Origin of the sequence: Micromonospora sp. NPDC049274 (assembly GCF_040678875.1) — a bacterium.
Lineage (GTDB): Bacteria > Actinomycetota > Actinomycetes > Mycobacteriales > Micromonosporaceae > Micromonospora.
The window spans coordinates 512,155-535,438 of sequence record NZ_JBFAQS010000003.1; the positions used below are offsets into that span (position 1 = coordinate 512,155).

The 23,284-nt window shown below is 72.5% G+C and carries 22 protein-coding genes and 1 riboswitch; of the genes, 11 read left to right on the forward strand and 11 right to left on the reverse strand.

The window, feature by feature from the left end; genetic code table 11:
- Window positions 1–86 precede the first annotated feature (86 nt).
- Window positions 87–353: a BldC family transcriptional regulator gene (locus AB0K10_RS08805; RefSeq protein WP_007454516.1), complete on the reverse strand. Its 267-nt coding sequence runs from the start codon at window positions 351–353 to the stop codon at window positions 87–89.
- 269 nt (window positions 354–622) lie between these two features.
- On the opposite strand from AB0K10_RS08805, the gene AB0K10_RS08810 reads away from it, so the two are divergent.
- The 3 genes from AB0K10_RS08810 to AB0K10_RS08820 are packed head-to-tail and all read left to right on the forward strand — an operon-like array spanning window position 623 to window position 3,079.
- The gene (locus AB0K10_RS08810) at window positions 623–1,081 is read left to right on the forward strand and encodes an Lrp/AsnC family transcriptional regulator (protein WP_363681336.1); all 459 of its coding nucleotides are present in this window, start codon (window positions 623–625) and stop codon (window positions 1,079–1,081) included.
- Between the two features lie 44 nt (window positions 1,082–1,125).
- Window positions 1,126–1,965, forward strand: coding sequence for an SDR family oxidoreductase (locus AB0K10_RS08815; RefSeq protein WP_363681338.1), 840 nt, complete (start codon window positions 1,126–1,128; stop codon window positions 1,963–1,965).
- Window positions 1,966–1,987: 22 nt separating this feature from the next.
- Window positions 1,988–3,079: a PLP-dependent cysteine synthase family protein gene (locus tag AB0K10_RS08820; RefSeq protein ID WP_363681340.1), complete on the forward strand. Its 1,092-nt coding sequence runs from the start codon at window positions 1,988–1,990 to the stop codon at window positions 3,077–3,079.
- A gap of 99 nt (window positions 3,080–3,178) precedes the next feature.
- Here the strand turns inward: AB0K10_RS08820 and AB0K10_RS08825 are convergent, their stop codons facing one another.
- The 4 genes from AB0K10_RS08825 to AB0K10_RS08840 all read right to left on the reverse strand — a co-directional run bounded on the left by AB0K10_RS08825 (window position 3,179) and on the right by AB0K10_RS08840 (window position 9,665).
- Window positions 3,179–3,799, reverse strand: coding sequence for a putative glycolipid-binding domain-containing protein (locus AB0K10_RS08825; RefSeq protein ID WP_363681445.1), 621 nt, complete (start codon window positions 3,797–3,799; stop codon window positions 3,179–3,181).
- A 107-nt stretch (window positions 3,800–3,906) separates the two neighbouring features.
- Window positions 3,907–5,883 (reverse strand): DEAD/DEAH box helicase, encoded by a 1,977-nt coding sequence (locus AB0K10_RS08830; protein ID WP_363681342.1) that lies wholly within the window; start codon window positions 5,881–5,883, stop codon window positions 3,907–3,909.
- Between the two features lie 259 nt (window positions 5,884–6,142).
- Window positions 6,143–8,029, reverse strand: a complete 1,887-nt coding sequence (locus AB0K10_RS08835; protein ID WP_363681343.1) for a hypothetical protein — start codon at window positions 8,027–8,029, stop codon at window positions 6,143–6,145.
- 112 nt (window positions 8,030–8,141) lie between these two features.
- Window positions 8,142–9,665: a C40 family peptidase gene (locus AB0K10_RS08840; protein WP_363681447.1), complete on the reverse strand. Its 1,524-nt coding sequence runs from the start codon at window positions 9,663–9,665 to the stop codon at window positions 8,142–8,144.
- Between the two features lie 237 nt (window positions 9,666–9,902).
- Here AB0K10_RS08840 and mqnE point away from each other — a divergent pair, with 237 nt between their 5' ends.
- The 3 genes from mqnE to AB0K10_RS08855 all read left to right on the forward strand — a co-directional run bounded on the left by mqnE (window position 9,903) and on the right by AB0K10_RS08855 (window position 11,876).
- A complete protein-coding gene (mqnE, locus tag AB0K10_RS08845; protein WP_354853815.1) occupies window positions 9,903–11,072 on the forward strand; it encodes an aminofutalosine synthase MqnE in 1,170 nt (389 codons plus the stop codon).
- A gap of 23 nt (window positions 11,073–11,095) precedes the next feature.
- On the forward strand, window positions 11,096–11,533 hold the full coding sequence (locus AB0K10_RS08850) for a hypothetical protein (RefSeq protein WP_363681345.1): 438 nt from the start codon (window positions 11,096–11,098) through the stop codon (window positions 11,531–11,533).
- Window positions 11,534–11,603: 70 nt separating this feature from the next.
- Window positions 11,604–11,876, forward strand: coding sequence for a DUF4229 domain-containing protein (locus tag AB0K10_RS08855; protein ID WP_363681347.1), 273 nt, complete (start codon window positions 11,604–11,606; stop codon window positions 11,874–11,876).
- A 121-nt stretch (window positions 11,877–11,997) separates the two neighbouring features.
- Here the strand turns inward: AB0K10_RS08855 and AB0K10_RS08860 are convergent, their stop codons facing one another.
- The gene (locus AB0K10_RS08860; protein WP_363681349.1) at window positions 11,998–13,335 is read right to left on the reverse strand and encodes a C39 family peptidase; all 1,338 of its coding nucleotides are present in this window, start codon (window positions 13,333–13,335) and stop codon (window positions 11,998–12,000) included.
- 223 nt (window positions 13,336–13,558) lie between these two features.
- Here AB0K10_RS08860 and AB0K10_RS08865 point away from each other — a divergent pair, with 223 nt between their 5' ends.
- The 4 genes from AB0K10_RS08865 to AB0K10_RS08880 all read left to right on the forward strand — a co-directional run bounded on the left by AB0K10_RS08865 (window position 13,559) and on the right by AB0K10_RS08880 (window position 18,800).
- The gene (locus tag AB0K10_RS08865; RefSeq protein ID WP_363681351.1) at window positions 13,559–15,436 is read left to right on the forward strand and encodes a M14 family zinc carboxypeptidase; all 1,878 of its coding nucleotides are present in this window, start codon (window positions 13,559–13,561) and stop codon (window positions 15,434–15,436) included.
- A 177-nt stretch (window positions 15,437–15,613) separates the two neighbouring features.
- Window positions 15,614–15,678: riboswitch (cobalamin riboswitch) on the forward strand.
- A 110-nt stretch (window positions 15,679–15,788) separates the two neighbouring features.
- Complete coding sequence (locus AB0K10_RS08870) at window positions 15,789–16,718, forward strand: ABC transporter substrate-binding protein (RefSeq protein WP_363681353.1); 930 nt, start codon at window positions 15,789–15,791, stop codon at window positions 16,716–16,718.
- Window positions 16,719–16,731: 13 nt separating this feature from the next.
- Window positions 16,732–17,949, forward strand: coding sequence for an iron ABC transporter permease (locus AB0K10_RS08875; RefSeq protein ID WP_363681355.1), 1,218 nt, complete (start codon window positions 16,732–16,734; stop codon window positions 17,947–17,949).
- Window positions 17,950–18,008: 59 nt separating this feature from the next.
- Window positions 18,009–18,800 (forward strand): ABC transporter ATP-binding protein, encoded by a 792-nt coding sequence (locus AB0K10_RS08880; RefSeq protein WP_363681449.1) that lies wholly within the window; start codon window positions 18,009–18,011, stop codon window positions 18,798–18,800.
- Here AB0K10_RS08880 and AB0K10_RS08885 read toward each other — a convergent pair.
- From AB0K10_RS08885 to AB0K10_RS08905, 5 genes are all read right to left on the reverse strand, one after another.
- Window positions 18,772–19,545, reverse strand: a complete 774-nt coding sequence (locus AB0K10_RS08885) for a VOC family protein (protein ID WP_363681357.1) — start codon at window positions 19,543–19,545, stop codon at window positions 18,772–18,774. The genes AB0K10_RS08880 and AB0K10_RS08885 overlap by 29 nt on opposite strands.
- Window positions 19,546–19,638: 93 nt before the next feature.
- The gene (locus AB0K10_RS08890) at window positions 19,639–20,376 is read right to left on the reverse strand and encodes an ABC transporter permease (RefSeq protein WP_363681359.1); all 738 of its coding nucleotides are present in this window, start codon (window positions 20,374–20,376) and stop codon (window positions 19,639–19,641) included.
- An 11-nt stretch (window positions 20,377–20,387) separates the two neighbouring features.
- A complete protein-coding gene (locus AB0K10_RS08895; RefSeq protein ID WP_363681361.1) occupies window positions 20,388–21,386 on the reverse strand; it encodes an ABC transporter ATP-binding protein in 999 nt (332 codons plus the stop codon).
- Window positions 21,383–21,709 (reverse strand): transcriptional regulator, encoded by a 327-nt coding sequence (locus AB0K10_RS08900; protein ID WP_363681363.1) that lies wholly within the window; start codon window positions 21,707–21,709, stop codon window positions 21,383–21,385. The genes AB0K10_RS08895 and AB0K10_RS08900 overlap by 4 nt, the downstream gene beginning before the upstream one ends.
- Complete coding sequence (locus AB0K10_RS08905; protein ID WP_363681365.1) at window positions 21,706–22,344, reverse strand: transporter; 639 nt, start codon at window positions 22,342–22,344, stop codon at window positions 21,706–21,708. The genes AB0K10_RS08900 and AB0K10_RS08905 overlap by 4 nt, the downstream gene beginning before the upstream one ends.
- 214 nt (window positions 22,345–22,558) lie before the next feature.
- Between AB0K10_RS08905 and AB0K10_RS08910 the strand changes: the two genes are divergently transcribed.
- Window positions 22,559–23,221: a hypothetical protein gene (locus AB0K10_RS08910; RefSeq protein ID WP_363681367.1), complete on the forward strand. Its 663-nt coding sequence runs from the start codon at window positions 22,559–22,561 to the stop codon at window positions 23,219–23,221.
- The last annotated feature ends 63 nt before the right edge of the window (window positions 23,222–23,284 follow it).

The following is a 23,284-nucleotide window of genomic DNA, read 5'->3' on the forward strand; positions in this document are numbered from 1 at the left end:
CCGTGCTGCCGTGCCGCCCGGTGGATCGTCGCAGCGGGACGCGGACCGGACTGGTGTCCGGTCCGCCTGACGTTGTCCGCACCAGTTCAGTACATGCCGGCGTTGGCCGGACCCGGCCCGGTGGAGGCGGCCGGTCCCACATTGCGTGGCTTTCCGACCTCGTCCACCTCGTCCAGCATGCCCTCCCCCTCAAGCAGGGCCCGCACCTCGGATTCCCGAAACCGGCGATGCCCGCCTGGAGTCCGGATGCTTCCTATCCGGCCGGCCGCCGCCCATCTCGTCACAGTTTTCGGGTCCACCCGAAACAGCGCGGCGACCTCACCCGGTGTCAGCAGGCGATCTCCAGTGTCCACAGCCCCCTCCTCGCGTCGACGAAGCCCCTGGCTGAACACACTGCCCCCGGCTGGTGCGAGCCCAGAGCCGTCATGAGGGACGTATGGCAATTACAGCACCAGGGACCTGGCCTGTCCGCCAAACGCGAAAAATGCACTGACTGGGAAGTTAGTAAATGGTACTGGTGCAACCCCTACCTAGACCGTCAGTTTATGAACAGTTACTCACTGTTCTGACCAACGGATGCCGAAGGCATCGCGTTACGCCCAACCCGTTAAGGTCACTCTCCGTGGACGCCATCGACCTGAGCCTCGTCGACCTGCTGCGGGGCAACGCCCGCCTCTCGTACGCCGAGCTGGCCCGACAGGTGGGCCTCTCCGCCCCGGCCGTGCACGAACGCGTCGGCAAGCTGGAGAGCAGCGGCGTGGTCCGGGGCTACCGCGCGGACGTGGAACCCGAGGCGATCGGGCTGGGCGTCACCGCGCTCATCGGCATCGTCGAGGACTCCGGCGCGGACTCGGACGACATGCTGGAGTCGCTGCGGGTGCTGCCCGAGATCGAGTCCTGCTACTTCATGGCCGGCGTCGAGTCGTTCCTCCTCAAGGCCAGGGTCGGCACGATCGCCGAGCTGGAGCAGCTCATCGTGCGGCTGAACCGGACCCCCGGGGTCGCCTCCACGCGTACCGCCATCGCCCTCTCCACCAAGTGGGAGAACCGCCCCCAGCCGGTCGGCCCGCAGCCCGCCTGACCCTGGCCCTGGTGTCCTCTGCCGGGCGGCGGTAGCGTGCGCCGATGACCTCGCCGGGACGCGGCGCGGCAGTGGTGACCGGAGCCGCCGGCGGCCTGGGCCGCGCCGTCGCCGCCGCGCTGCACGCCGACGGCTGGTCGGTGCTGCTCACCGACCTCGACCCGGACGCGGCAGCGGCAGCCGCCGTGCCGTTCGGCGGCTGGTCGGCCGCCCTGGACGTCCGCGACGAGATCGCGTGCGCCGAGATCGCGGCGACCGCCGCGGGCCGAGGCGGCCTCGGCCTCTGGGTCAACAACGCCGGCATCCTGGTCACCGGCCCCTCCTGGGAACACGACGGGCCGACCCGCCGCCGCGTGCTCGACGTCAACGCGCTCGGCGCCATGAACGGCACGCTGGCGGCGCTGGCGGTCATGCGCGGCCAGGGCCACGGCCACGTCCTGAACATCGTCTCGCTGGCCGGGCTCGTCGCCGCACCCGGCGAGACGGTGTACGCCGCCAGCAAGCACGCTCTGCTCGCGTTCAGCCTCGGCACCCTGTCCGACCTGCGCATGGCCGGGTACCGGCGGGTGCACGTCTCCTGCCTCTGCCCGGACGGCATCTGGACCCCGATGCTGCACGACCGGCTCGACGACCCGGGCGCGCTGGCCTCGTTCACCGGGTCGATGCTGACGCCGCAGCGGGTGGCCGCCCGCGCGGCCCGGTTGGCCCGCCGACCCCGTCCGGTGGTCAGCCTGCCCCGCTGGCGGGGCGCCCAGGTCCGGCTGCTGGACGCCCTGCCCCGACTCGCCGTCGCACTGACCCCTCTCGTCCAGGCCGCCGGCCGGGCCGGGCAACGCCGACAACGCCGTCGGGCACCCCACCGGACCGGCGCTGACCACCGCTGACCTGCTTGCTAGGTTTCCGAGCGTGACTCATCTCGACCGGTGCGACGAGACCAGCCGCAGCTGGGTGACCGAGGCGATCGCCGCCGTCGAGGCGGACGCGAACCGCTCGGCCGACACCCACCTGCTGCCGTTCCCGCTGCCCCGGGCCTGGGGGATCGACCTCTACCTCAAGGACGAGTCGTCACATCCGACCGGCTCGCTGAAGCACCGGCTGGCCCGTTCGCTGTTCCTCTACGGCCTCTGCAACGGCTGGATCGGGCCGCAGACCACGATCGTCGAGGCGTCCTCGGGCTCCACGGCGGTCTCCGAGGCGTACTTCGCCCGGATGCTCGGGCTGCCGTTCATCGCCGTGATGCCCGCCTCCACCTCGCCCGAGAAGATCACGCAGATCGAGTTCCAGGGCGGGCGCTGCCACCTGGTGGACGACCCGGCAAGCGTCGTGGTCGAGGCCCGCTGGCTGGCCGAGGACTCGGGCGGCCACTTCATGGACCAGTTCACGTACGCCGAACGGGCCACCGACTGGCGGGGCAACAACAACATCGCCGAGTCGATCTACGCGCAGTTGGAGTTGGAACGGCACCCCATCCCGGCGTGGGTAGTCGTGGGCGCCGGCACCGGGGGCACCAGCGCCACCATCGGCCGGTACGCCCGCTACCGCCGCCTGGCCACCAAGCTCTGCGTCGTCGACCCGGACAACTCCGCGTTCTATCCGGCCTGGCTGGCCGCCGACTGGTCGGTACGCACCGGCAAGGGCTCCCGCATCGAGGGGATCGGTCGGCCCGCCGTGGAGGCGTCCTTCCTGCCCTCGGTCGTGGACCGGATGGTCCAGGTGCCGGACGCCGCCTCGCTGGCCGCGATGCGCGCCGGCTCGGCGGTGCTCGGCCGCCGCGTGGGCGGCTCCACCGGCACCAACCTGTGGGGCGCGTTCGGCCTGATCGCCGGAATGCTCGCCCAGGGCCGGACCGGCTCGGTGGTCAGTCTGATCTGTGACGCCGGTGTCCGGTACGCCGACACGTACTACTCCGACGAATGGGTGGCCGCCCAGGGCCTCGACCTGGCACCCCATGCCGCCACCATCGAGCGCTTCCTCGCCACCGGCGCCTGGCCCGCCTGAGCAGCGCGTCCCCGCCGGGCTGTCTCTGGGCGGGGGCTCTGGCCTGCGATGCGGGTCTGGCTTCGGCCGCCGGCCCGGAGGCGTGTCGGATCGGCTCGGTCAGCGTGGGTCGATGCGCTCCGCCAGGCCGGGGTAGCGCACCACATAGCCGTCGGCGTCCAGGTCGATGTCGGCGGTGAAGGTGCCGCTGGCGAAGCGCACCCGACCCGGCCCGAGCCCGCTGTAGATCTGCTCGGCCGGCACCACCTCCAGGCCGGGCAGCAGCACCCACGCGACGGTGATCCGGTGCGGCATGTCGGCCGGCCCGCTGGTCAGCCCGAGCCGGCGCACCGGGCCGGAGTTGAACAGCGGCGAACCACTCAGGTCGACGTCGAGCGCCTCGGCCAGCCGATCCGGGTCGTCGGTGCCCGGCAGGCCGGCCCGGGGATGCCCGGCCCCGGTCAGCGCGGCGTCCAGGTTGCCCTGCTCGGCGGTTGTCACCCGCCACCGGGACGCGGCCCGCTCCAGGGTCACCCGGCGCATCCAGCCGGACCCCTCGGCCTCGACCTCGACCCGGGCGGCGCTCCAGTCGGGCGCGGTGGTCAACCGGTAGCGGGCGGTGAACGGGATCGGGTCCACGGCGAGCAGGGTGCCCCGCGCCGCGAGCCCGTCGCCGTCCGTGAGCAGGGCCTGCTCACTGCCGGCGGTGTCCGTCCGGGACCAGAAGATCGACTTCGGCATGGTCGCCATGAGCCGGACGTTACGCGACCGGACCGACATCGGCAGGGCATGCGCGAACGCCGCCGCGAAGCATGCGCTCCGCGACGGCGTTCGGGTGGATCAGTGCGTCAGTGGGTACGCGCCGTCGGCCGGCCGCCGAAACCGCGCCTGTCGTCACGCGGCCTGTCGTCACGCGGCCTGTCGTCCCGACCGCGGCCCTCGGAGCGGTAACCACCCCGGGTGTCCCGGTCGGCGAAACGCCGCTCACCGCCCGGCCGGTCACCCCGGTCAGCCTGCGGGCGGTCGCTGTAGCGCCGCTCGCCGGTGGGTCGGTCGCCGTACTGGCGGTCGCCCTGCGGACGGTCGCCGAAGCGGCGCTCACCCTGCGGACGGTCGCCGTACTGCCGGTCGCCGGTGGGCCGGTCGCCGAAGCGGCGCTCGCCGGTGGGACGGTCGCCGTACTGGCGGTCGCCCTGCGGCCGGTCGCCGAAGCGGCGCTCACCCTGCGGTCGGTCGCCGTAGCGCCGCTCGCCGGTGGGCCGGTCGCCTCGGCCATCCCGGTCACCGAACTGCGGCCGGTCGCCGAAGCGGCGGTCGCCACCGGGTCGGTCGCCGTAACCCCGGCTGTCCCGATCGGCATAGCGGCGCTCGCCGGTCGGCCGGTCGCCATACTGCCGATCGCCGGTCGGCCGGTCGCCGAAGCGCCGCTCACCCTGCGGCCGGTCGCCGTAGCGGCGTTCGCCGGTCGGCCGGTCGCCGAAGCGACGCGGACCGCCGGAACGGTCGTCGAAGCGACGCGAGCCGCCGGAGCGGTCGCCGTAGCCACGCGGCTCCGCCTCGACACGGACCGGGACGCCGCTGGGCTCACGGGCGCCGATCAGCTCGCCCAGCACCGGGTCGCCGACCCGAACCCGGGTCTCGGCCGGTGCCACGCCCGCCTTCTCCAGCATCGCGAGGGTCGTACGGCGCTGCTTGGGCAGCACCAGCGTGGCGACCGCGCCGGACTCGCCGGCCCGGGCGGTGCGGCCGGCGCGGTGCAGGTAGTCCTTCGGGTCCTTCGGGGGGTCGACGTGCAGCACCAGGGTGACACCGTCGACGTGGATGCCCCGGGCCGCCACGTCCGTGGCGACCAGGACGTTCATCCGGCCCTCGCGGAACTCGGCCAGGGTCTTGGTCCGCATCCGCTGGGTCTTGCCGCCGTGCAGGCCACCGGCCCGGACGCCGACCGCCGCGAGCTGCTCGACCAGCCGGTCGACGCCCAGTTGGGTACGCGCGAAGACCATCGTCCGCCCGTCACGAGCCGCGATCGAGGCGGCCACCGGGAACTTCTCGTGCGGCGGGATCAGGAGCATGTGGTGATCCATGGTGGACACCGACGCGGTGGACGGCGCGGTGGAATGGGTCACCGGGTCGTTCATGAAACGCCTGACCAGCGCGTCGACGTCACCGTCGAGGGTGGCCGAGAAGAGCAGCCGCTGACCGTTGGCCGGCGTCTTCGCCAGCAGTTCGGTCACCTCGGGCAGGAAGCCCATGTCGGCCATCTGGTCGGCCTCGTCGAGCACCGTCACCTCGACGTCGTCGAGCTGGCAGATGCCCCGCTCGATCAGGTCGCCGAGCCGGCCCGGGGTCGCCACGATGATCTCCACGCCACGCCGGAGCGCGTCGATCTGGCGGTCGTACGGAACGCCGCCGACGGCGGTCTTCAGGAAGATACCGACGGACTTGCCCAGCGGCACCAGGGCGTCGTTGACCTGCATGGCCAACTCCCGGGTGGGGACCAGGACCAGGGCGCGCGGACGCATCGGCCGGGCCCGGTTGCGGTTGGCCAGCCGGGCGATCATCGGCAGACCGAAGGCGAGCGTCTTGCCCGAACCGGTCTGCCCGCGGCCCAGCACGTCCCGGCCGGCGAGCGCGTCCGGAACGGTGGCCCGCTGGATCTCGAACGGGCTGGTGATGCCCTGTTGCGCCAGTGCCCGAACCAGCGGCTCGGGCAGGCCGAGGCTCGCGAAGTCGATTGGCTCGGCTGTCTCGGCCGGCGTGTGCTCGGTCGAGGCTGGCTCGGCCGCGACGCCGTCGGACGTCTGCGGGGCTGCGTCGATCGCCACCGGGGCGGAATCGAAAACGGTCGGAACGGTGCTGGGGTCAGCAGAGGTGGTCAACAAATGCCTTTCGAGCGGGGCGCATCTTCGCGATGGCCTGCCGCGGCTGTGCCGCCGGATCGCCCGCAAGATCGCCCATGGGCGCGCACCACGCGCACCGGGTCAGTGATCTCGACCAGTGTACGGCGGTTCGGCGAAGCCGCCAGCCGGTTGACCGACCGTAGTGGGCGGACTCACGGACCCGCGATGGCACCCGGCCGTCGGATCAGCCGTTGAGCACGCCGCCCACCAGGCCGTCCATGGCATCGTTCGCGAGCAGGACGACCAGCACGCTGATCGCCACCAGCAGCCCCAACGCGGCGATCAGAACGATTACCACCCGGGTGTTTCGCGACCGCTCGGCCGGCGTGTCCGACCAGCCCTGAGCGAGGATGTGCCCGGTCAGCGAGCCGGAATTCTCCACCGCCGCGTTGGCCGGCAGGGCGATCGTGGCGAACCCCGGCCCCTCACCGCTGCCGTAGACGGTGCCCGCGAGTTCGGTGCCGCCGTCGCGCCTCCCGGCGTGGGGGCCGGCCGGCGCGTCCCGCCGAGCAGGGCCGCCCGGCGGCGTGGTCGTCCGGTAGCCCGTACCACCGGTCGCCGGGGTGCCTGCGCTCGTCGGCGTGCCGGCGGTGGACGGTGGCCAGCTCGGCAGCGCGGGCGCGGGCACCACCGGTGGGGCCGAGTCGGGTGCCTCGGTGCGGGTGCTGCTCGGGGCCGACGCGCCAGCCGATGCCCATGCGCTGCCCGGGGCCGACGATGCGCCATCCGACGTCGGCTGTGCCGTGGTCGGGGCAGCCTGCGGGGCGCTGACGGTTCGCGGTGCCGCTTCGTTGGCGGAGGACCAGGCCGACACCGCTGCCGGTGGTGCCGATACCGACGCGGTGGCCCGTGCTCCCGAGCCGGGTGACGCGCCGGAGACCTGCCGGTCGGAGTCGGCGCGCTCGACCGGCGACGAGGCGGACCATCCGGCCGGGCCGGCCGGCGGTGCGGAGACCGACGCGGTGGCCCGTACGCCCTGCGTGCCGATCGTCGCCGGGGGCGGCGGAAACGGTGGTGCCGGCATCGGACCGGGCGGCGGCGGTGGCGCGGGCACCGGCGGGCCGGGCGGCGGCATCGGAGGCCCGGGGACGGGCGGTGTCGGCGGGCCCGGCAAGGGTGGCAGCGGCGAGGGCGGCGGTACGGGTGGACCGGGCACGGGCGGTACCGGGTCGGGCGGCGGCGTGGGGAAGGGGCCCGGCGTCGGCGACGGACCGGGCGGGTACGGACCCGGACTCGGCGCGGGCTCCGGCTCACCCGGCCCGGGAGGCGTCGGTTCCGGGGTCGGCGGCACGGGAGGCTGCGCCGGTCCCGGGGGCTGCGCCGGCTCCGACGGCTCGGAACTCACCGGCCCCGACCGGTAGACGGCGGACGTGCTCGCCCGGGAGTCCGGCGTACCCTCGCTGCCGGCCGTGACCCGGCTGCTGCCCGGCACGGTGGCGCTGGCCCGAGCCGGGGCGGTCGAGCTGGCCCGCTGTCCGGGCAACGGGACGCCGGCCGGACTGGCCGAACCGCCCGCCCGATAAGTCGTCGCGCTGGCCGGAGCGCTCGCCGGGAGATCACCTGGCAGTGCTCCGGCGGTCGCGACGCTCGCGCGGGCCCGCACGGGAGCCGCGGCAGCCGACCCGAGGGCAGCCGAGCCGGGGCCGGGGTCATCCGACGGCTGTTCGACGTCCGCGCCCGAGGCGAGCGCGACGACGTTGTCGCCGGCATCGGCGCGAACGCCATCCGCATCGGCGCGAACGCCATCCGCAGGGGCAGCGGCTGAATCGGCGGCCTCATCCGCGTCGGCGGCCTTCGCGTCGAGCGCGGTGGCCTCCGTTGCGATCTGCCCGTCGCGCGCACCGGCGGCTTCGCCGTCGACCTTGCCGGCCTCCGTCAGCGCCGAGTTGTCGTCGGCCCCGGGAGGCGCGGCGTCGGTGGCTCCGGCGTCGGTGGCGGTGCTGTGCCGCCGCACGGCGCCGGCAGCGCCGGTGTCGGCGTCGGTCGCCGGATCGGCGGTGGTCAGCCTCGGCGGGTCGGCCCGGTCGACGACGGGGTCGACACTCTCCACCGGATCTCTCTGCTCGGCCATCTCCGCCCTCCGCGCCACGCTCGCACCCGGCCCGTGACATCGGACCGGGTGTGCCTGGTTGTCACCGTGCCACAGATCGCCCCGGGCGGACAGCCGGAGCCCGTGTGGTGGCTCAGCGGTCGGTGCTCGAGCTGCTCGTCGGGCTGTCGCTCGTCGTTCCGCTCCTGCTGGTGGACGGCGCGGCGGGCACGGAGGCCGACGAACTGGCCGGTGCCGTGGTGGGCGGCGTCGGCAGGGTCGTCGGCGTGTTGGTCGGGCTGCCCGTCGGGGTCGGCGTGCTGCCGCCGGTCGGCTTCGGGGTCGGGGTCGGGGTGCCGGTGGGCTTCGGGGTGGCCGATCCGGTCGGCTTGGGCGTCGGCTTGGTGGTCGGCGTCGGCTTCGGCGGGGGAGTCGGCTTGGTGGTGGGGGGCGCGGGCACGTTCGGAGTCGGCACCGCGCCGATCACCCGGGTCGCGGCGTAGAGCCGGGACCAGTTGACCACCGAGACCTTGACCACGTCGCCGGTAGTGGGCGCCTGCACCATCTTGCCGTTGCCGATGTACATGGCGACGTGGTGGATCGTGGTCCAGCTGCTGCCGGAGGCGAAGAACATCAGGTCGCCGGGGAGCAGTGCGTTCTGCGGCACGGTGCGGGCCCGGGTGGCGGCGTACTGGTCGCGGGAGACCCGGGGCAGGTCGAAGTAGTCGGCCCCCGGGGATCGGTACGCCGCCCACATCAGACCCGAGCAGTCGAACGCGTCCGGCCCCTCCTCGGACCACTTGTAGGGGTCGCCGCGCTGGGCGAGCGCGTACCGGACGGCGGCCAGCGCCCGCGGGTGCGCGGACATCCCGTTGCTGCTCTGGCCGGCGACGTAACCCGCGCCCAGCTGCTGCTCGCTGGCCTCCTGCTGACGCTCGATCTCGATCAGCTGCGCGGCGTTGTCCTTGCGCAGTTTGAGCAGGCTGGCCTCGGCGGTGCGCAGTGCCTTCTCGCCGGTGGCGAACTCGGCCTCGACGGCGTCGACGGCGGCCTTGGCCGTGGTGTGCGCCTGATAGGCGGCCTGCTCGCTGGCGCGGGCCCGGGACAACTCGCCGGCCACGGCGGTGGTAGCGCCCTCGACCTTCTGGCCGCGGTTGATCCGCTGGAGCCGGCTCAGGCCCTGGATGTCGTCGGCGAAGTCGCCGGGTGGCAGGGCAGCAGCCGCCTTGACCGCGTCCGAGGCGGCCGCGTCGGCTGCCTGCTGGGCGCGGAGCAGGGCGTCCTGCGTGGTCGCCAGCACCTTGCCGGCGGCGGCGAGCTGCGCCTGCGCGTCGGTGCGTTTCTGTCGAATGAGCAGCAGTTGGTCGCCGAGCAGGCCGACCTGGCTTTCACCGGCGGCGATCTGGGCCGCCAGCGGGCCGGTGCCGATGTTGGCCACCGGCGGGGCGGGGACGCCGACGACGGGCGGGCTGCCGGGCACCTGCGGCGCGCCGATCGCCGGCGGGCGGGCGCCGGTGTCCGGCACCGTCGTGGGCACGCCGGGCTCGGCGTACGCGGGGGTGGCCAACACGGCGGCGGCGATCGCGCCGAGCAGGGCGGCCCAGAGCTTCGGTCGCAGCACCGGCGAGATCACCGGGCTCCGTCGTCGCTGCCGTCGCCCGCGCCCGCTGTCGACCATTCCACTCCCCGTCCGGTGCTCGGCGCCGCGCTCGGTGGGCACGGCCGTCGGGACGGTACCAGTGTGTGAGTTCCGCCCCACCTTGTCTTACCGCACGATGGCAGTGATGTCGATGCATCGGCGGGTTACGGGAGGCTGAGAGTCCGGTGAACTGGATCGCTGCCGCCGACCGTGCCGCCGGGGCCACCCGAGTGCCGACGTACCCTCGGGAGGGACCGCAGGTGGAAGGGACGTGCCATGGACGCCGGACTCAAGCGTGAGCTCGAAGCGAAGGTGTACGCCGGTGAGCGGCTGAGCCGCGAGGACGGGATCGCCCTCTACGACAGCGACGACCTGACCTGGTTGGGGCGGCTGGCGCATCACAAGCGCACCGAGCTCAACGGCGAACGCGTGATGTTCAACGTCAACCGGCACCTCAACCTCACCAACGTGTGCTCGGCGTCGTGTGCGTACTGCTCGTTCCAGCGCAAGCCGGGCGAGAAGGACGCGTACACGATGCGGATCGACGAGGCGGTTCGCAAGGCCAAGGAGATGGAGGACGAGCAGCTCACCGAGCTGCACATCGTCAACGGCCTGCACCCGACGCTGCCGTGGCGCTACTACCCGAAGGTGCTGCGCGAGCTGAAGGCGGCGCTGCCGAACGTCAAGCTCAAGTGCTTCACGGCGACCGAGGTCCAGTGGTTCGAGAAGATCAGTGGCCTGAGCGCCGACGAGATCCTCGACGAGCTGATGGACGCCGGCCTGGAGTCGCTGACCGGCGGTGGCGCGGAGATCTTCGACTGGGAGGTCCGGCAGCACATCGTCGACCACGCCTGCCACTGGGAGGACTGGTCGCGGATCCATGCCCTCGCGCACCGCAAGGGCATGAAGACCCCGGCGACCATGCTGTACGGCCACATCGAGGAGCCCCGGCACCGCGTCGACCACGTGCTACGGCTGCGTGAGTTGCAGGACGAGACCGGCGGCTTCGCGGTCTTCATCCCGCTGCGCTACCAGCACGACTTCGTCGACTCGGCGGACGGCAAGATCCGTAACCGGATCCAGGCGCGCACCACGATGGCCTCGCCGGCCGAGTCGCTGAAGACGTTCGCCGTGTCCCGGCTGCTCTTCGACAACGTGCCGCACCTGAAGAACTTCTGGGTGATGCACGGTCTCTCGGTGGCCCAGCTCTCGCTGAACTTCGGCGTGGACGACCTGGACGGCTCGGTGGTCGAATACAAGATCACCCACGACGCCGACTCGTACGGCACCCCGAACACCATGCACCGCGACGACCTGCTGCACCTGATCTGGGATGCCGGGTTCCAGCCGGTCGAGCGGGACACCCGCTACAACGTGGTCCGGGAGTACGACAAGGCGCCGTCGCTGGCCGAGCGCCGCGCCGAGCCGCAGCAGGTCTGGGCCTGAGGCACCACGTACCCTCGCAGTCGATGACCGAGCAGCGCGGATCCGAGCAGCAGGGCGGGTTTCCCCGGCGGGACGCCGAGGGACGCGTGCGTACCCTGGGTGACCTGCTCGGGGTGTGCCTGGCCGGCCTGGTGATCGGCGTGCTGGCGCTCGTGTTGTTCGAGTGGGCGTTCGCCTCGTTCGGCGCCGGCGACTTCGGCCACACCAACGGTTGGCTGGCGGTGATCCTGCCGGCCTGGCTGTTCTGGGACGACTTCCGGGCCTGGGATTTCGGTGCGGCCCGGGTGGTGGCGGCACTCGTCGCGCTTGCCGTCGCGCTGCTCGTGGGGCTGGTGGTCGCCGGGTTGGGTGCCGGGTTCCCGGCGCTGCTGTCCGGCGCGTTGGGGGCGGCGGCGTTCACAGTGGCGTACGCGATGGTCTGGTTCCCCGGCGTCCGTTGGCTGGCCCGCCGGACCGGCTGACCCCGACCGCCCGCCGGGCGGGTCGACCTCCGCCGACATCGGCGGGCGAGCAGAGAACGGAGTGGTGCGGGTGAGCGCGGCGGTCAAGTACACGCTGGGCCGGGTCGGGCTGTTCGTCGCCGTGTTGGCCGGCCTCTGGCTGGTCGACATGAACGTGTTTCTGAAGTTGATGCTGGCGCTGGTCTTCTCCGCCGCGCTCTCCTTCTTCCTGTTGCGCGGCTGGCGCGACGAGATGGCCGCCGAGATGGCCGACGCGGCCGACCGCCGCCGCACGGAGAAGGAACGTCTCCGCGCAGCCCTGGCCGGCGAGGACCAACCCCCCACCCCTCCCACCGACTCCTAGCGGTGATCATGAAGTTATTGCCGCGACACGCCGAGTAGTCGGGCAATAACTTCATGATCACCGCGCCGGGGTGGGCCCCGGGGGGGCGGGCCGGTGGGACGGGGTGGGTGGGGTGCGGGGGCTACCAGTTGGTGGAGTTGGGGGCCTTGGGCCAGGGCTTGGACGTCGGCTTGATCAGGTACGCGACGCCGCCCGAGCCGCCGGAGACTCCGCCGCTGGCGTTTGTGCGCTTGGTCCGCAGCCAGATCTGCTCGAACTGCGCACGCTTGTAGACGTTGCGCACGACGTCGTTGCTTGACGACGCGGGGTCGTTGACGATGACGTCGCCGTCGGCGGTGAAGCCGACCACCACGAACAGGTGCCCGGAGGTGCCGTAGTTCGCCCCGTCCAGCTCGCTGGCGAGGAAGGACTGGCTGGTGACCACGGGGATGCCGGCGGCGATGAAGCGCTCCAGCTCGTCCAGCGAGTGCAGTCGGGTCACCCGCCCCTCCAGCCCCGGGAAGCTGGCCGCGTACGCGGTGTTGAACGGCCAGTTCCCGGCGCCGTCGTACGCGTAGTCGTAGGTCATCCGGGCGGCGTGGTTCACCGTCGGATCGGGGTAGGTCGGGTCCACCCAGGAGGTGTCGGCCGCCGACGGCTTGCGCCCCCAGTACTCGACGACCATCTCGGTGGAGGTGGGCGAGCACCACGCCTCACCGCCGCCGTCGTACTCGGGGTAGTGCCCGGCGTGCACGTTCTGCGAGTAGCGCGGCACCGGCAGCTCGACGCCCCAGGCGATGTGCCCGGCGCTCGGCGGGACGGTGAACCGGTCCGGCACTGTGGAGCTCATCGCGCCGAGCATCCGTACGACAGGCGCGGCGGTCTGCCCCGGCGCCCGGTAGAGGGTGAGCCGCAGCTGGTACGACCGCAGCAGCACTCCGGCGTCGGCGTCGTCGATGCTGAACGTGTCCGTCCAGATCGTCGACCAGGGGTCGCCCTGTTCGTCGACGCTGGTCCGCTTGATGTCGGTGTCGCCGGACGCCCAGCGGCCCAGCACGTACCAGGGGGTCTGGTCGCCGCTGGTGTAGCCGCCCTGCATCTCCACCTGGATCCAGGTGCCGGCGGGGGTCTCGGCGTTCCAGGAGGCGATCAGCTCGGTCGCGTCGAAGCCGATCCGGGTCACCGGCGAGGTCCAGGTGCCGTACTCCCAGGCGCGGGTGGTGCCGGTGTGCGGGTCGGCGTACTCGATGGTGCCGGCCGGGCGGGCCAGGGTGATGCCCGCTCGCGCGCCGGGCACGACGCGGGTGCCGGCCTGGCTGCCCCGGTGCCAGTCGGCGGGGCCGGACCAGTCCTGGAAGGTGATCTGCTCGTCGTGGGCGGGGGAGGGCGGCCGGGCCGCCGTCGCGGGGACTGCGGTGGCGAGCAGGGTGAGCGCGCTGACGCCGGCGAGGGCGGCCGCGTGCAGGCGGGGACTGGCCATGGGTGCTCCGCGGTGTCGAGAGGGGCATCGTCGCTGGTCAGTTTTCCGCTTGGAGGGAAGTTTCGCCAGATGTTCGGCAGCAGAAAATCTTTGCCGCCGCGATGGTCAACCTGGGATGGACAGGACGGCATGCAGGGCAGCGAGCAATGTTGATATGACCATGTGACTGATGGTGAAGTGTTTTTCACCGAGCGGGACATCCCGCCCTCCGAGGAGGTAGTCCATGACCCTGGACAGACCCCACCCTCTCCGTCGCCTCCTGGTGCTCGCCGTCGTCACCGGGCTGGGAATCGTCGCCGTCGCCGCCGGACCGGTCGCCGCCCAACCGGCACCCGACCGGACCGCCGAGCCGGCCGCCGCCGGCTACCGGGTGCTCGGGCCCCGGACCCTCGCCGACCGCAACGCGGTGGCCCGCACCGGGGCCGCCATCGACTACTCCGAACACGGCGTGCTGCACATCTCGGCCACCGCCGCCGAGGCCGCCGCCATCGGCAAGCTCGGCTTCCGGTTGGAACCGCTCGCCCCGCCGCCGAACGCCGAACGCGGCGCCGGCGAGGTGGGCACCCTCGCGTTCCCGCCCGCCGACTCCAACTACCACGACTACGCGGAACTGACCGCCGTCGTCAACCAGGTCGTCGCCGACCATCCGGCCATCGCCCGCAAGATCAGCATCGGTACGTCGTACGAGGGCCGCGACCTGATGGCCGTGAAGATCTCCGACAACGTCGGCACCGACGAGAGCGAGCCGGAGATCCTGTTCAACGCCCAGCAGCACGCCCGCGAGCACCTGACCGTCGAGATGGCGATCTACCTGCTCAACCTCTTCACCGACAGCTACGGCAGCGACTCCCGGATCACCAACCTCGTCAATGGCCGGGAGATCTGGATCGTGCCGACTGTCAACCCGGACGGCAGTGAGTACGACATCGCCACCGGCTCGTACCGGTCCTGGCGCAAGAACCGCCAGCCCAACAGCGGCTCGTCAAACGTCGGCACCGACCTCAACCGCAACTGGGGCTACAACTGGGGCTGCTGCGGCGGCTCCTCCGGGTCGACCTCGTCGGAGACCTACCGTGGCCCGTCCGCGTTCTCCGCGCCGGAGACTCAGGCGCTGCGCAACTTCGTCAACGGCCGGGTGGTCGAAGGCGTCCAGCAGATCAAGGCGAACATCGACTTCCACACGTACTCGGAGCTGGTGCTCTGGCCGTACGGCTACACCACCGCGAACACCGCCGCCGGAATGAGCGCCGACCAGTACAACACCTTCGCCACCATCGGCCAGCAGATGGCGGCCACCAACAACTACACCCCGGAGCAGTCCAGCGACCTCTACATCACCGACGGGGACAGCCTCGACTGGATGTGGGCGACCCACAACATCTGGGCGTACACCTTCGAGATGTACCCCGGCTCGTCCGGCGGCGGCGGCTTCTACCCGCCCGACGAGGTGATCACCGCGCAGACCACCCGCAACCGGGAGGCGGTGCTGCTGCTCAGCGAGTACGCCGACTGCCCGTACCGGGCCATCGGCAAGCAGTCGCAGTACTGCGGCGGTGGCGGCGGCACCACGGTCTGGTCGGACACCTTCGAAACGGCCACCGGCTGGACCACCAACCCGGCCGGCACCGACACCGCCACCCTCGGGGCGTGGGAACGGGGCGCCGCCCAGGGCACCACGTCCTCCGGCGCCAAGCAGCTCACCCCGTACGCCGGATCCAACGACCTGGTCACCGGTCGGCTCGCCGGTTCGGCGGCGGGTGACTACGACGTCGACGGCGGCGTGACAAGCGCCCGGTCCCCGGCGGTGGCCCTGCCGTCGTCCGGCACGCTGACCCTCTCGCTGGCCTGGTACCTGGCGCACGGCTCGAACGCCTCGTCGGCCGACTATCTGCGGGTGAGCGTGGTGCACAACGGCGGCACCACAGCCCTGCTCACCCAGACCGGCGCGGCCGCCAACCGCAACGGGAGCTGGGCGGTGGCGAACCTCAACCTCACCCCGTACGCCGGCCAGTCGGTGCGGATCCTCGTCGAGGCGGCGGACGCCTCCGGCGCCAGCCTGGTGGAGGCGGCTGTGGACAACGTCACCATCACGGCCTCCTGATCGGGTGGGGCCCCGTTCCGCCCCTGCGGGGCCCCACCACCCGCTCCCGAGACTCCGGATCCGGGACATATGCCGCCCCCGCGACCGCCGCATCGATCGACGGGTTCTGATCAGCACTTGATCGATCCGGCACGTCCCGGCGGTGCGCTACCGTCTTATCGACCACTCCGCAGCGAAGCCGGTGCGAAACCGGTGCTGTCCCGCAACTGTGATGCCCCGCCCGACGGTGGGGACGAGCCAGGTCGCCTGCGGACGGGTCGCGACACGCGCTCTCGAGGAAGGGCGCCTCGTGGGCGGGCGTACGGAAGTCCTGTCGGCGAAGCACCACACTCCTCGACCGACAGGAGGCCCCATGTCCAGACGTACCCCTCGGCTCCTCGCCGCGACCCTCGCGGTCGCCGCGCTCGCCCTCGGCGCCTGCGCCGAGAAGACCGACGACAAGCCGGCCGCGGGCACCGCGGCCGCCAGCTACCCGGTCACGGTCGGCGCGCTCACCCTCGACAAGCGTCCCGAGAAGATCGTGTCGCTCTCGCCCAGCGCCACCGAGATGCTCTTCGCTATCGGCGCGGGCCCGCAGGTGAGCGCGGTGGACGACCAGTCCAACTATCCGGCCGACGCGCCCAAGACCGACCTGTCGGGCTTCCAGCCCAACGCCGAGGCGATCGCCGGCAAGAACCCCGACCTGGTGGTGCTCTCCAACGACACCAACAAGATCGTCGACCAGCTCGGCAAGCTGAAGATCCCGGTGTACCTGACCCCGGCGGCCACCACGCTTGACGACTCGTACGCGCAGATCACCGACCTGGGCACCCTGACCGGGCACGCCGACCAGGCCGCCGACGTCGCCAGCCGGATGAAGGACGACATCGCCAAGCTGGTCAAGGACCTGCCGCAGCGCACCGAGAAGCTCACCTACTACCACGAGCTGGGCCCGGAGCTGTACAGCGCGACAAGCAAGACGTTCATCGGCTCGATCTACAGCCTGGTCGGGCTGACCAACATCGCCGACCCGGCCGACGCCGACGGCAAGAACGGCGGCTACCCGCAGCTGTCCCAGGAGGTCATCGTCAAGGCCGACCCGGACTTCGTCTTCCTGGCCGACTCCAAGTGCTGTCAGCAGAACGCCGACTCGGTCAAGGCCCGCAGCGGCTGGTCCGGCCTCACCGCCGTGAAGAACAACCAGGTGGTCACGCTTGACGACGACGTCGCCTCCCGCTGGGGCCCCCGTGTCGTGGACCTGCTCCGGGTGATCATCGACGCGGTCGCCAAGGTGCCCGCGTGACCGACGTCCGTCGGTGACCGGGACACCGCCGATGGCCGCCCCGCCACCCGCCAACCCGCCGGCCGGGACGCCATCCTCGTCCCGGCCCGGCGGGCTGCCGTCCGTCGCTGGATTGCCGTCTCCTGACCGGCCCGGCGGGCTGCCGTCCGACCCCCGGGACGCGGGTCTGCCCCCTGCCGGGTCGCGGCCCGCCGGGGTGCGCAAGCGCTGGTTGGTCGCCGGCGTCCTCGCGGTGCTGGTCGCGCTCCTCGCCGGGGTGTCGCTCGGGCCGGTCAGCCTGCCGCCGGGAAGCGTCGCCGCCGAGTTGCTCAACCTGATCCCCGGGGTGCACCTCGACAGCGGGCTGACCGAGCGCGAGATCGCCATCGTCACCGAACTGCGGCTGCCCCGGGTCGTGCTGGGCCTGCTCGTCGGCGGTCTGCTCGCCCTGGCCGGCGGCTGCTACCAGGGCGTGTTCCGCAATCCGCTGGCCGACCCGTACCTGCTCGGCGTGGCCGCCGGCGCGGGCCTCGCGGTCACCGCGGTGATCGCCCTCGGCGGCGTCGGTCGACAGGGCGCGATCTCCGGGCTGCCGTTGACCATTCCGCTTGCCGCGTTCGCCGGCTCGCTGCTCGCCGTGACGATGACCTACCTGCTCGGCGCGGCAGGCGGGCGGAGCAGGTCCCCGGCGATGCTGATCCTGGCCGGGGTCGCGGTCTCCGCGTTCCTCTCCGCCGGGCAGACGTACCTGCTCCAGCGGCACTCCGACAGCATCCAGCCGGTCTACTCCTGGCTGCTCGGCCGGCTGGCCACCGCCGGCTGGCACGACGTGCTGCTGGTGCTGCCCTACGCCGCCCTGACCACGGTGGTGGTGCTGCTGCACCGCCGCGAACTGGACGTCCTCACGGTCGGCGACGACGAGGCGAAGAGTCTCGGCCTGCACCCACAGCGCTCCCGCTACCTGCTGATCGCCGCCGCGTCGCTGGGCACCGCCGCGGCGGTCTCCGCGACGGGGCTGATCGGCTTCGTCGGCATCATCGTGCCGCACACCGTCCGGCTGCTCGCCGGATCGAGCTACCGGGTGATCCTGCCGCTCTCCCTGCTGTTCGGGGCCGCGTTCCTGGCCCTGACCGACGTGGTGGCCCGGACCGCCGCCGCCCCGACCGAGGTGCCCATCGGTGTGGTCACCGCCCTGCTCGGCGGCCCGTTCTTCGTCCTCGTGCTGCGCACCGCCCGACGGGCACTCCTGTGAACCCCGAGTCCGCCACCAGCCCGGCCGACAACGCCGCGCGTCCCGCGGGCGCTGGCCCGTTGGCCGTCGAGGTGCGGGGGTTGCACGTCAGCCTGGACGGCACGCCGGTCCTCGCCGGCGTCGACCTCACAGTCGTGGCCGGCGAGTGGGTCACCGTGATCGGCCCGAACGGCGCCGGCAAATCCACACTGTTACGCGCCGTCGGCGGCCTGCTGTCCGCGCCGCAGGCCATCACCCTGTTCGGTACGCCGAGCGCCGCGCTGCGCCGCCGCGACCGCGCCCGGGTGGTGGCGACTGTGACGCAGTCCCCGGTGGTGCCGCCCGGCATGTCGGTGCTGGACTACGTGCTGCTCGGCCGGACCCCCTACATCCCGCCGCTGGGTCGGGAGTCAGCCGCGGACGTGGCAGCCGTGCACGAGGTGCTGGACCGCCTGGACCTGACCGGCTTCCACCGCCGCGAGTTGGCGACCCTCTCCGGGGGCGAACGACAGCGGGTGTTCCTCGCCCGCGCGCTCGCCCAGGGCGCGACGCTGCTGCTGCTCGACGAGCCGACCAGCGCGTTGGACATCGGCCACCAGCAGGAGGTCCTGGAGGTGGTCGACCAGTTGCGCCGCGCGCACGGCCTGACGGTGCTCGCCACCATGCACGACCTCTCCCTGGCCGGCGAGTACGCGGACCGGATGGTGCTGCTGGCCGACGGTCGGGTGGTGGCGACGGGAACCCCGCACGAGGTGCTCACCGAACACCTCCTCGCCACCCACTACCGGGCCAGCGTCCGGGTGATCCCGGGCACCAACGGCCCCCTGGTGGTCCCCGTCCGGCCTAACTCCGGTCGTCACCCAGGTCGATGACCGAGAAGAGGGCGCCCTGGGGGTCGCGGAGGGCGGCGAACCGGCCGGTCGGGATGTCGCGGGGTGGCACCAGGATGGTCCCGCCCAGTTCGGCGGCGCGAGCGGCGGCGGCGTCGGCGTCGGTCACCGCGAAGTACACCGTCCAGTACGCCGGGAGATCGGCGGGGAAGTCGTCGGCGAGCGGCGGCATCATCCCGGCGACGACCCGCGCGCCGAGCCGCCACCCGGTGTACGTCATACCGCCGACCGGCTGTTCGTCCGGCTGCCACCCGAACACCAGCTCGTAGAAGACCTTCGCCCCTTCCGGGTCGGGGGTGACCAGTTCGTTCCAGCTCATGGCGCCGGGCACGTTGAACGCCTCGGCGCCGGGCATCGCCAGTGGCTGCCAGACGCTGAACGTGGCGCCCGCCGGGTCGGCGAAGACCGCCATCCGGCCCCGGTCGAAGACCTCGAACGGCGGCACCACCACCTGCCCGCCGGCCCGCTCGACCCGGCCGGCGACGAGTTCCGCGTCGTCGGTGGCGACGTACGTCGACCAGATCGGCACCTGGTCGGGAATCGCCGGCGGACCGACACCGGCCACCGGTCGGCCGTCGAGCAGGAAGACCGTGTAACCGCCCGCCTCGGGTTCCGGTGTCACCCGTCCGGTCCAGCCGAACAGCTCGGGGTAGAAGCGCCGCGCGGCGGTCAGGTCCGGGGTGGCCAGGTCGGCCCAGCACGGCGTACCCGGCGGGACGGTGCTCACGTCAGACCCCTCTCGGCCGGCGGCCACGGGCGGCCCCCCTGCCGGAATCCTGGCACCGTCCCGCTGTCGTACGGGGCGGAAACGGACGAATCGTCAGCTGAACCGGCGACCCTCGTCCCGTCGGTAAGCCCAGGCCGCGAGCGAGGCGAGCAGCACGACCCAGACGCCGAGCATGATCAGCGCCAGCGGCTCGACCCGGTAGTCGCCGACCGCCGACCACATCAGCTCGGCCGCGCCCCGGGTGGGCAGGAACGGTGCGATGGTCTCGATGAACCCGGGTGCGTCTCCCGGGGCGGAGAGCAGCCCGCCACCGAACGCGAGCGGCAGGAAGACGATCTGCGCCACGACGATCGCCGCCTTGCTGGGCAGCGAGTAGCCGATGGCGAGCCCCATCAGCGTGAACGGCACCGAGATGACGGCCACCGTGGCGACGGTCAGCAGAAACGCCAGCGGGGTGACCCGGGCCGGGGTCAGCGTCGCGCCGATCACCACGACCGGGATCAGCGAGAGGTACGTCAGCGCGAGGCCGGCCAGCACCCGGCCCGCGAAGCGAGGCGCGGGCCCGGCCGGCAGAGTCCGGGTGTACGGGCTCCACGGCTGGTCGCGGTCCTCGGCGACACCGGCGCCGTACTGGAAGATGTTGGCGCTCATCACCGAGAAGGTGATCATCGAAGCGGTGGCGAAGGTGGCGCCGACCGCGTCGTCGCCGATGAACGGCACCACGAAGAAGATCATGGCGGCGGCGGGGAAGAAGGCGCTGCCGACGACTGCCACCGGGATCCGGATGATCTCCAGTAGCTGGTAGCGGGCGTGGACCAGGGCGAGCTGCACGGTACGCCTCCTCAGAGGGTGGTGGGTCGGCCGCCGGCAGCGGCGGTGGGCTGGTCGGCGGCGGCGGTCGGGTCTCCGGCGCCGGTCTGGATGGGTGCGCTGGTCGGGGCCTCGCCGCCGCTTACCTGCTCTCCGGTGGTCGGCCCGTCGCCGCTGGTGATGGCGAGGAACGCCTCCTCCAGCGAGGTGGGCCGCACCTCCAGGTCGGTGAAGGCCGCTCGGGAGTTGACAAGCGCGCGGATCAGCTCGTCGGCGTCGGTGGTGAGCAGGTGCAGTCGCCCGTCGACGCGTTCGGCGCGGACGACACCGGGCAGATCGGGCAGCTCGTCGGCGACCAGGCTGACCCGTCGTACGCCGACGATGCCGCGGACGGCCTCGACTGTGTCGTCGGCGAGCACCCGGCCCTGCCCGATCACCACCACGCGGTGGGCCAGCGCCTCCACCTCCTCCAGGTAGTGGCTGCTCAGGAGGACCGTGCCGCCGTCGTCGTGAAACGCGCGGATCGCGTCCCACAGGGTGTGCCGGGCGGCGACGTCCAGGCCGGTGGTCGGCTCGTCGAGCAGCACGAGCCGGGGTCGGCCGGCGAAGGCCAGCGCCACGGCCAGCCGGCGACGCTGGCCACCGGACAGCCCACCGGTCTGCCGCCGGGCGAGGTCGCCGAGGCCGAAGCGGTCGAGCAGTTCGCCCCGGGGCGCCGGGTCGGTGTAGTGCGCGGAGACGAAGTCGACGACCTCGCCGACGCGGAGCGTGGGGGGCAGGCTGGTCTCCTGAGGGGTGACGCCGATCTGCCGGCGGGACGCCGGATCGCGGGGATCGCCACCGAACAGTTCGACCCGGCCCGAGCTGGGCCGACGCAGGCCGACCAGCAGGTTCATCAGGGTGCTCTTGCCGGCGCCGTTGGGGCCGAGCAGGCCGACCAGTTCGCCGGCCCGGACCTCCAGGTCGACGCGGTCGAGGGCGAGGACGTCGCCGTACCGGCGGCTGGCCTGGTCGGCGCGGGCGAGGATCATGACTGCTCCTTCGACGGGGTGGGGCCGAACTGGGCGGGATCGAGCAGTGCGCGGATGGCTTCGGTGTACTCCTCGAACGCCAGCCGACCCCGCCGACTGAGGCGGATCAGAGTGGTCGGGGTGCGTCCACGGTGGGTCTTGCTGATCTCGACGTACCCCGCGTCCTCGAGCTTGCGAAGGTGGACGGAGAGGTTGCCGGCGGTCATCGCGAGCAGTTCCTGGAGGCGCGGGAAGGTGATCCGGTCCCCGTCGGCGAGCGCGGAGAGCGCGGCGACCACCCGCAGTCGCGCCTGGGCGTGGATGACCGGGTCGAGGTCGGTCATGGCCGGTGTCGCTGTCGCAGCCGGGAGGTCGTTCCGGCGACCAGGATCCCGCCGCTGCCGGCCACCGCGACGACAAGCGCGTGCCAGCCCGGCCCGGCGATCGCGCCTACCACGTTGATCACGCTGATCCAGACGCCCAGCCGGAACAGGTTCCGGTCCAGCCAGATCGCGCCGCCGGCCATCTGCAGCGCGCCGGTCAACCCGACGGCGGTGGCCGACCAGAGCAAGGCCGCCAGATCGTGCGGCAGGTGATCCGACACCCGGCCGACCCCCACGTACACGCTCACCGAGCCCAGGGCCCAGGCGAACCCGTACCAGCGGCCGCGCCGGGCCGAGTCTCCGGTCACCTGGCCGTACGCCCGCGCGCCGGCGATCGCCTGGACCACCGAAGCCGCCGCCAGCAGGACGAAGAGGACGGTCAGGGGCAGCCAGTCGGGCAGTCGCACCAGCACCCGACCGTCCGGGGAGAAGCGCAGGAAGAACAGCCCGAAGCCGACCAGCCAGGCCATGCCCCACGGCCAGTAGAGCAGCCGGGCATCGGGCTCCAACCGGGATGCGGTGGCTGCCTGCTGGTCACGGATCAGCCGGAGCGCCGTCGCGGCGTCGGCGGGGGGTCGATCATCGTCCTGTTCCACGCAAACAACTTTACGGTGCAAAGTAGTTGTCGTGTGTCCCGCTCGGGTGGCGGGTACCCGACAGCGGCGCGCAATGCCTACGGTGAGAACCGTCAGCGGCTGACCCGTCGCACAGGACACAGAGGAGGGCCGGTGTCGAGCCCGAGCAGTGCGCTGGAGGCCCAGCCGTCGAGCGCCGCACCCTCCGGCGAGCGCACGGCCGGCGACTGAGCCGATGGCAAACATCAGTCACCTGGCGCGGCTGACCACCCTCGTCGAGCCGGACGAGCATGTGCTCGCCGTCGCGAAGGCGGAGATCGCCCAGGGCATCCCTCCGGCCGACCGGCCGGCTGCCGACCGCCTGGCCGACCCGCAGGCTGCCGGCCCGCAGGCTGCCGGCCCGCAGGCTGCCGATCGACCGGCCTCGTCCCGCGCTGCCGGGGTTGTCTGCGGGGTGCTGCTCAACCTGCTCGTGCCGCTGCTCTCCTTCCCCAGGGGCGACCGGATCGTCGATCGCGTGATCTTCGGAGTCGCCGGCCGGGGCGCCCCCGGCTCGGCCGCCTCCACCCTGCGGCACGCCCGGCGGCCGGTGCCTCCGGTGACCGCACTGGAGGACACCATCCTCGCGGTCACCGACCGGCGGCTGCTCGTGTGCGCGTCCGGGCCGGTGAAACTCTGGTCGAGCCGGGCCGACGACGAGCGGGCAGCGGCAGGAACCCGGGTCGTCTGGTCGGTGCCCCGGCCCACGGTGGCCGACGCCCGCGTGGGTTGGTACCGCCTCAACCCGAAGCGGCTACGAATCGAGTTCAGCGACGGCTCGTGGCTGGCGTTCACGGTGCCGATCGCCGAGCCCGGCACGCCGCTGCGCGAAATCGCCGCCGCACTCACCGCCCGCTGACCCGCCGGACACCCCGAGCACCGGCGAACAGGCCGCAGCCTGTGCCAGCGCAGCCTGTGCCAG

Excerpts from the sequence above, each read along its gene's own strand:
- AB0K10_RS08815 (WP_363681338.1), top strand. The coding sequence starts at position 1,126 with ATGACCTCGCCGGGACGCGGCGCGGCAGTGGTGACCGGAGCCGCCGGC.
- AB0K10_RS08825 (WP_363681445.1), bottom strand. The coding sequence starts at position 3,799 with ATGCCGAAGTCGATCTTCTGGTCCCGGACGGACACCGCCGGCAGTGAG.
- AB0K10_RS08835 (WP_363681343.1), bottom strand. The coding sequence starts at position 8,029 with ATGGCCGAGCAGAGAGATCCGGTGGAGAGTGTCGACCCCGTCGTCGAC.
- AB0K10_RS08840 (WP_363681447.1), bottom strand. The coding sequence starts at position 9,665 with ATGGTCGACAGCGGGCGCGGGCGACGGCAGCGACGACGGAGCCCGGTG.
- mqnE (WP_354853815.1), top strand. The coding sequence starts at position 9,903 with ATGGACGCCGGACTCAAGCGTGAGCTCGAAGCGAAGGTGTACGCCGGT.
- AB0K10_RS08850 (WP_363681345.1), top strand. The coding sequence starts at position 11,096 with ATGACCGAGCAGCGCGGATCCGAGCAGCAGGGCGGGTTTCCCCGGCGG.
- AB0K10_RS08860 (WP_363681349.1), bottom strand. The coding sequence starts at position 13,335 with ATGGCCAGTCCCCGCCTGCACGCGGCCGCCCTCGCCGGCGTCAGCGCG.
- AB0K10_RS08865 (WP_363681351.1), top strand. The coding sequence starts at position 13,559 with ATGACCCTGGACAGACCCCACCCTCTCCGTCGCCTCCTGGTGCTCGCC.
- AB0K10_RS08870 (WP_363681353.1), top strand. The coding sequence starts at position 15,789 with ATGTCCAGACGTACCCCTCGGCTCCTCGCCGCGACCCTCGCGGTCGCC.
- AB0K10_RS08895 (WP_363681361.1), bottom strand. The coding sequence starts at position 21,386 with ATGATCCTCGCCCGCGCCGACCAGGCCAGCCGCCGGTACGGCGACGTC.
- AB0K10_RS08900 (WP_363681363.1), bottom strand. The coding sequence starts at position 21,709 with ATGACCGACCTCGACCCGGTCATCCACGCCCAGGCGCGACTGCGGGTG.
- AB0K10_RS08910 (WP_363681367.1), top strand. The coding sequence starts at position 22,559 with ATGGCAAACATCAGTCACCTGGCGCGGCTGACCACCCTCGTCGAGCCG.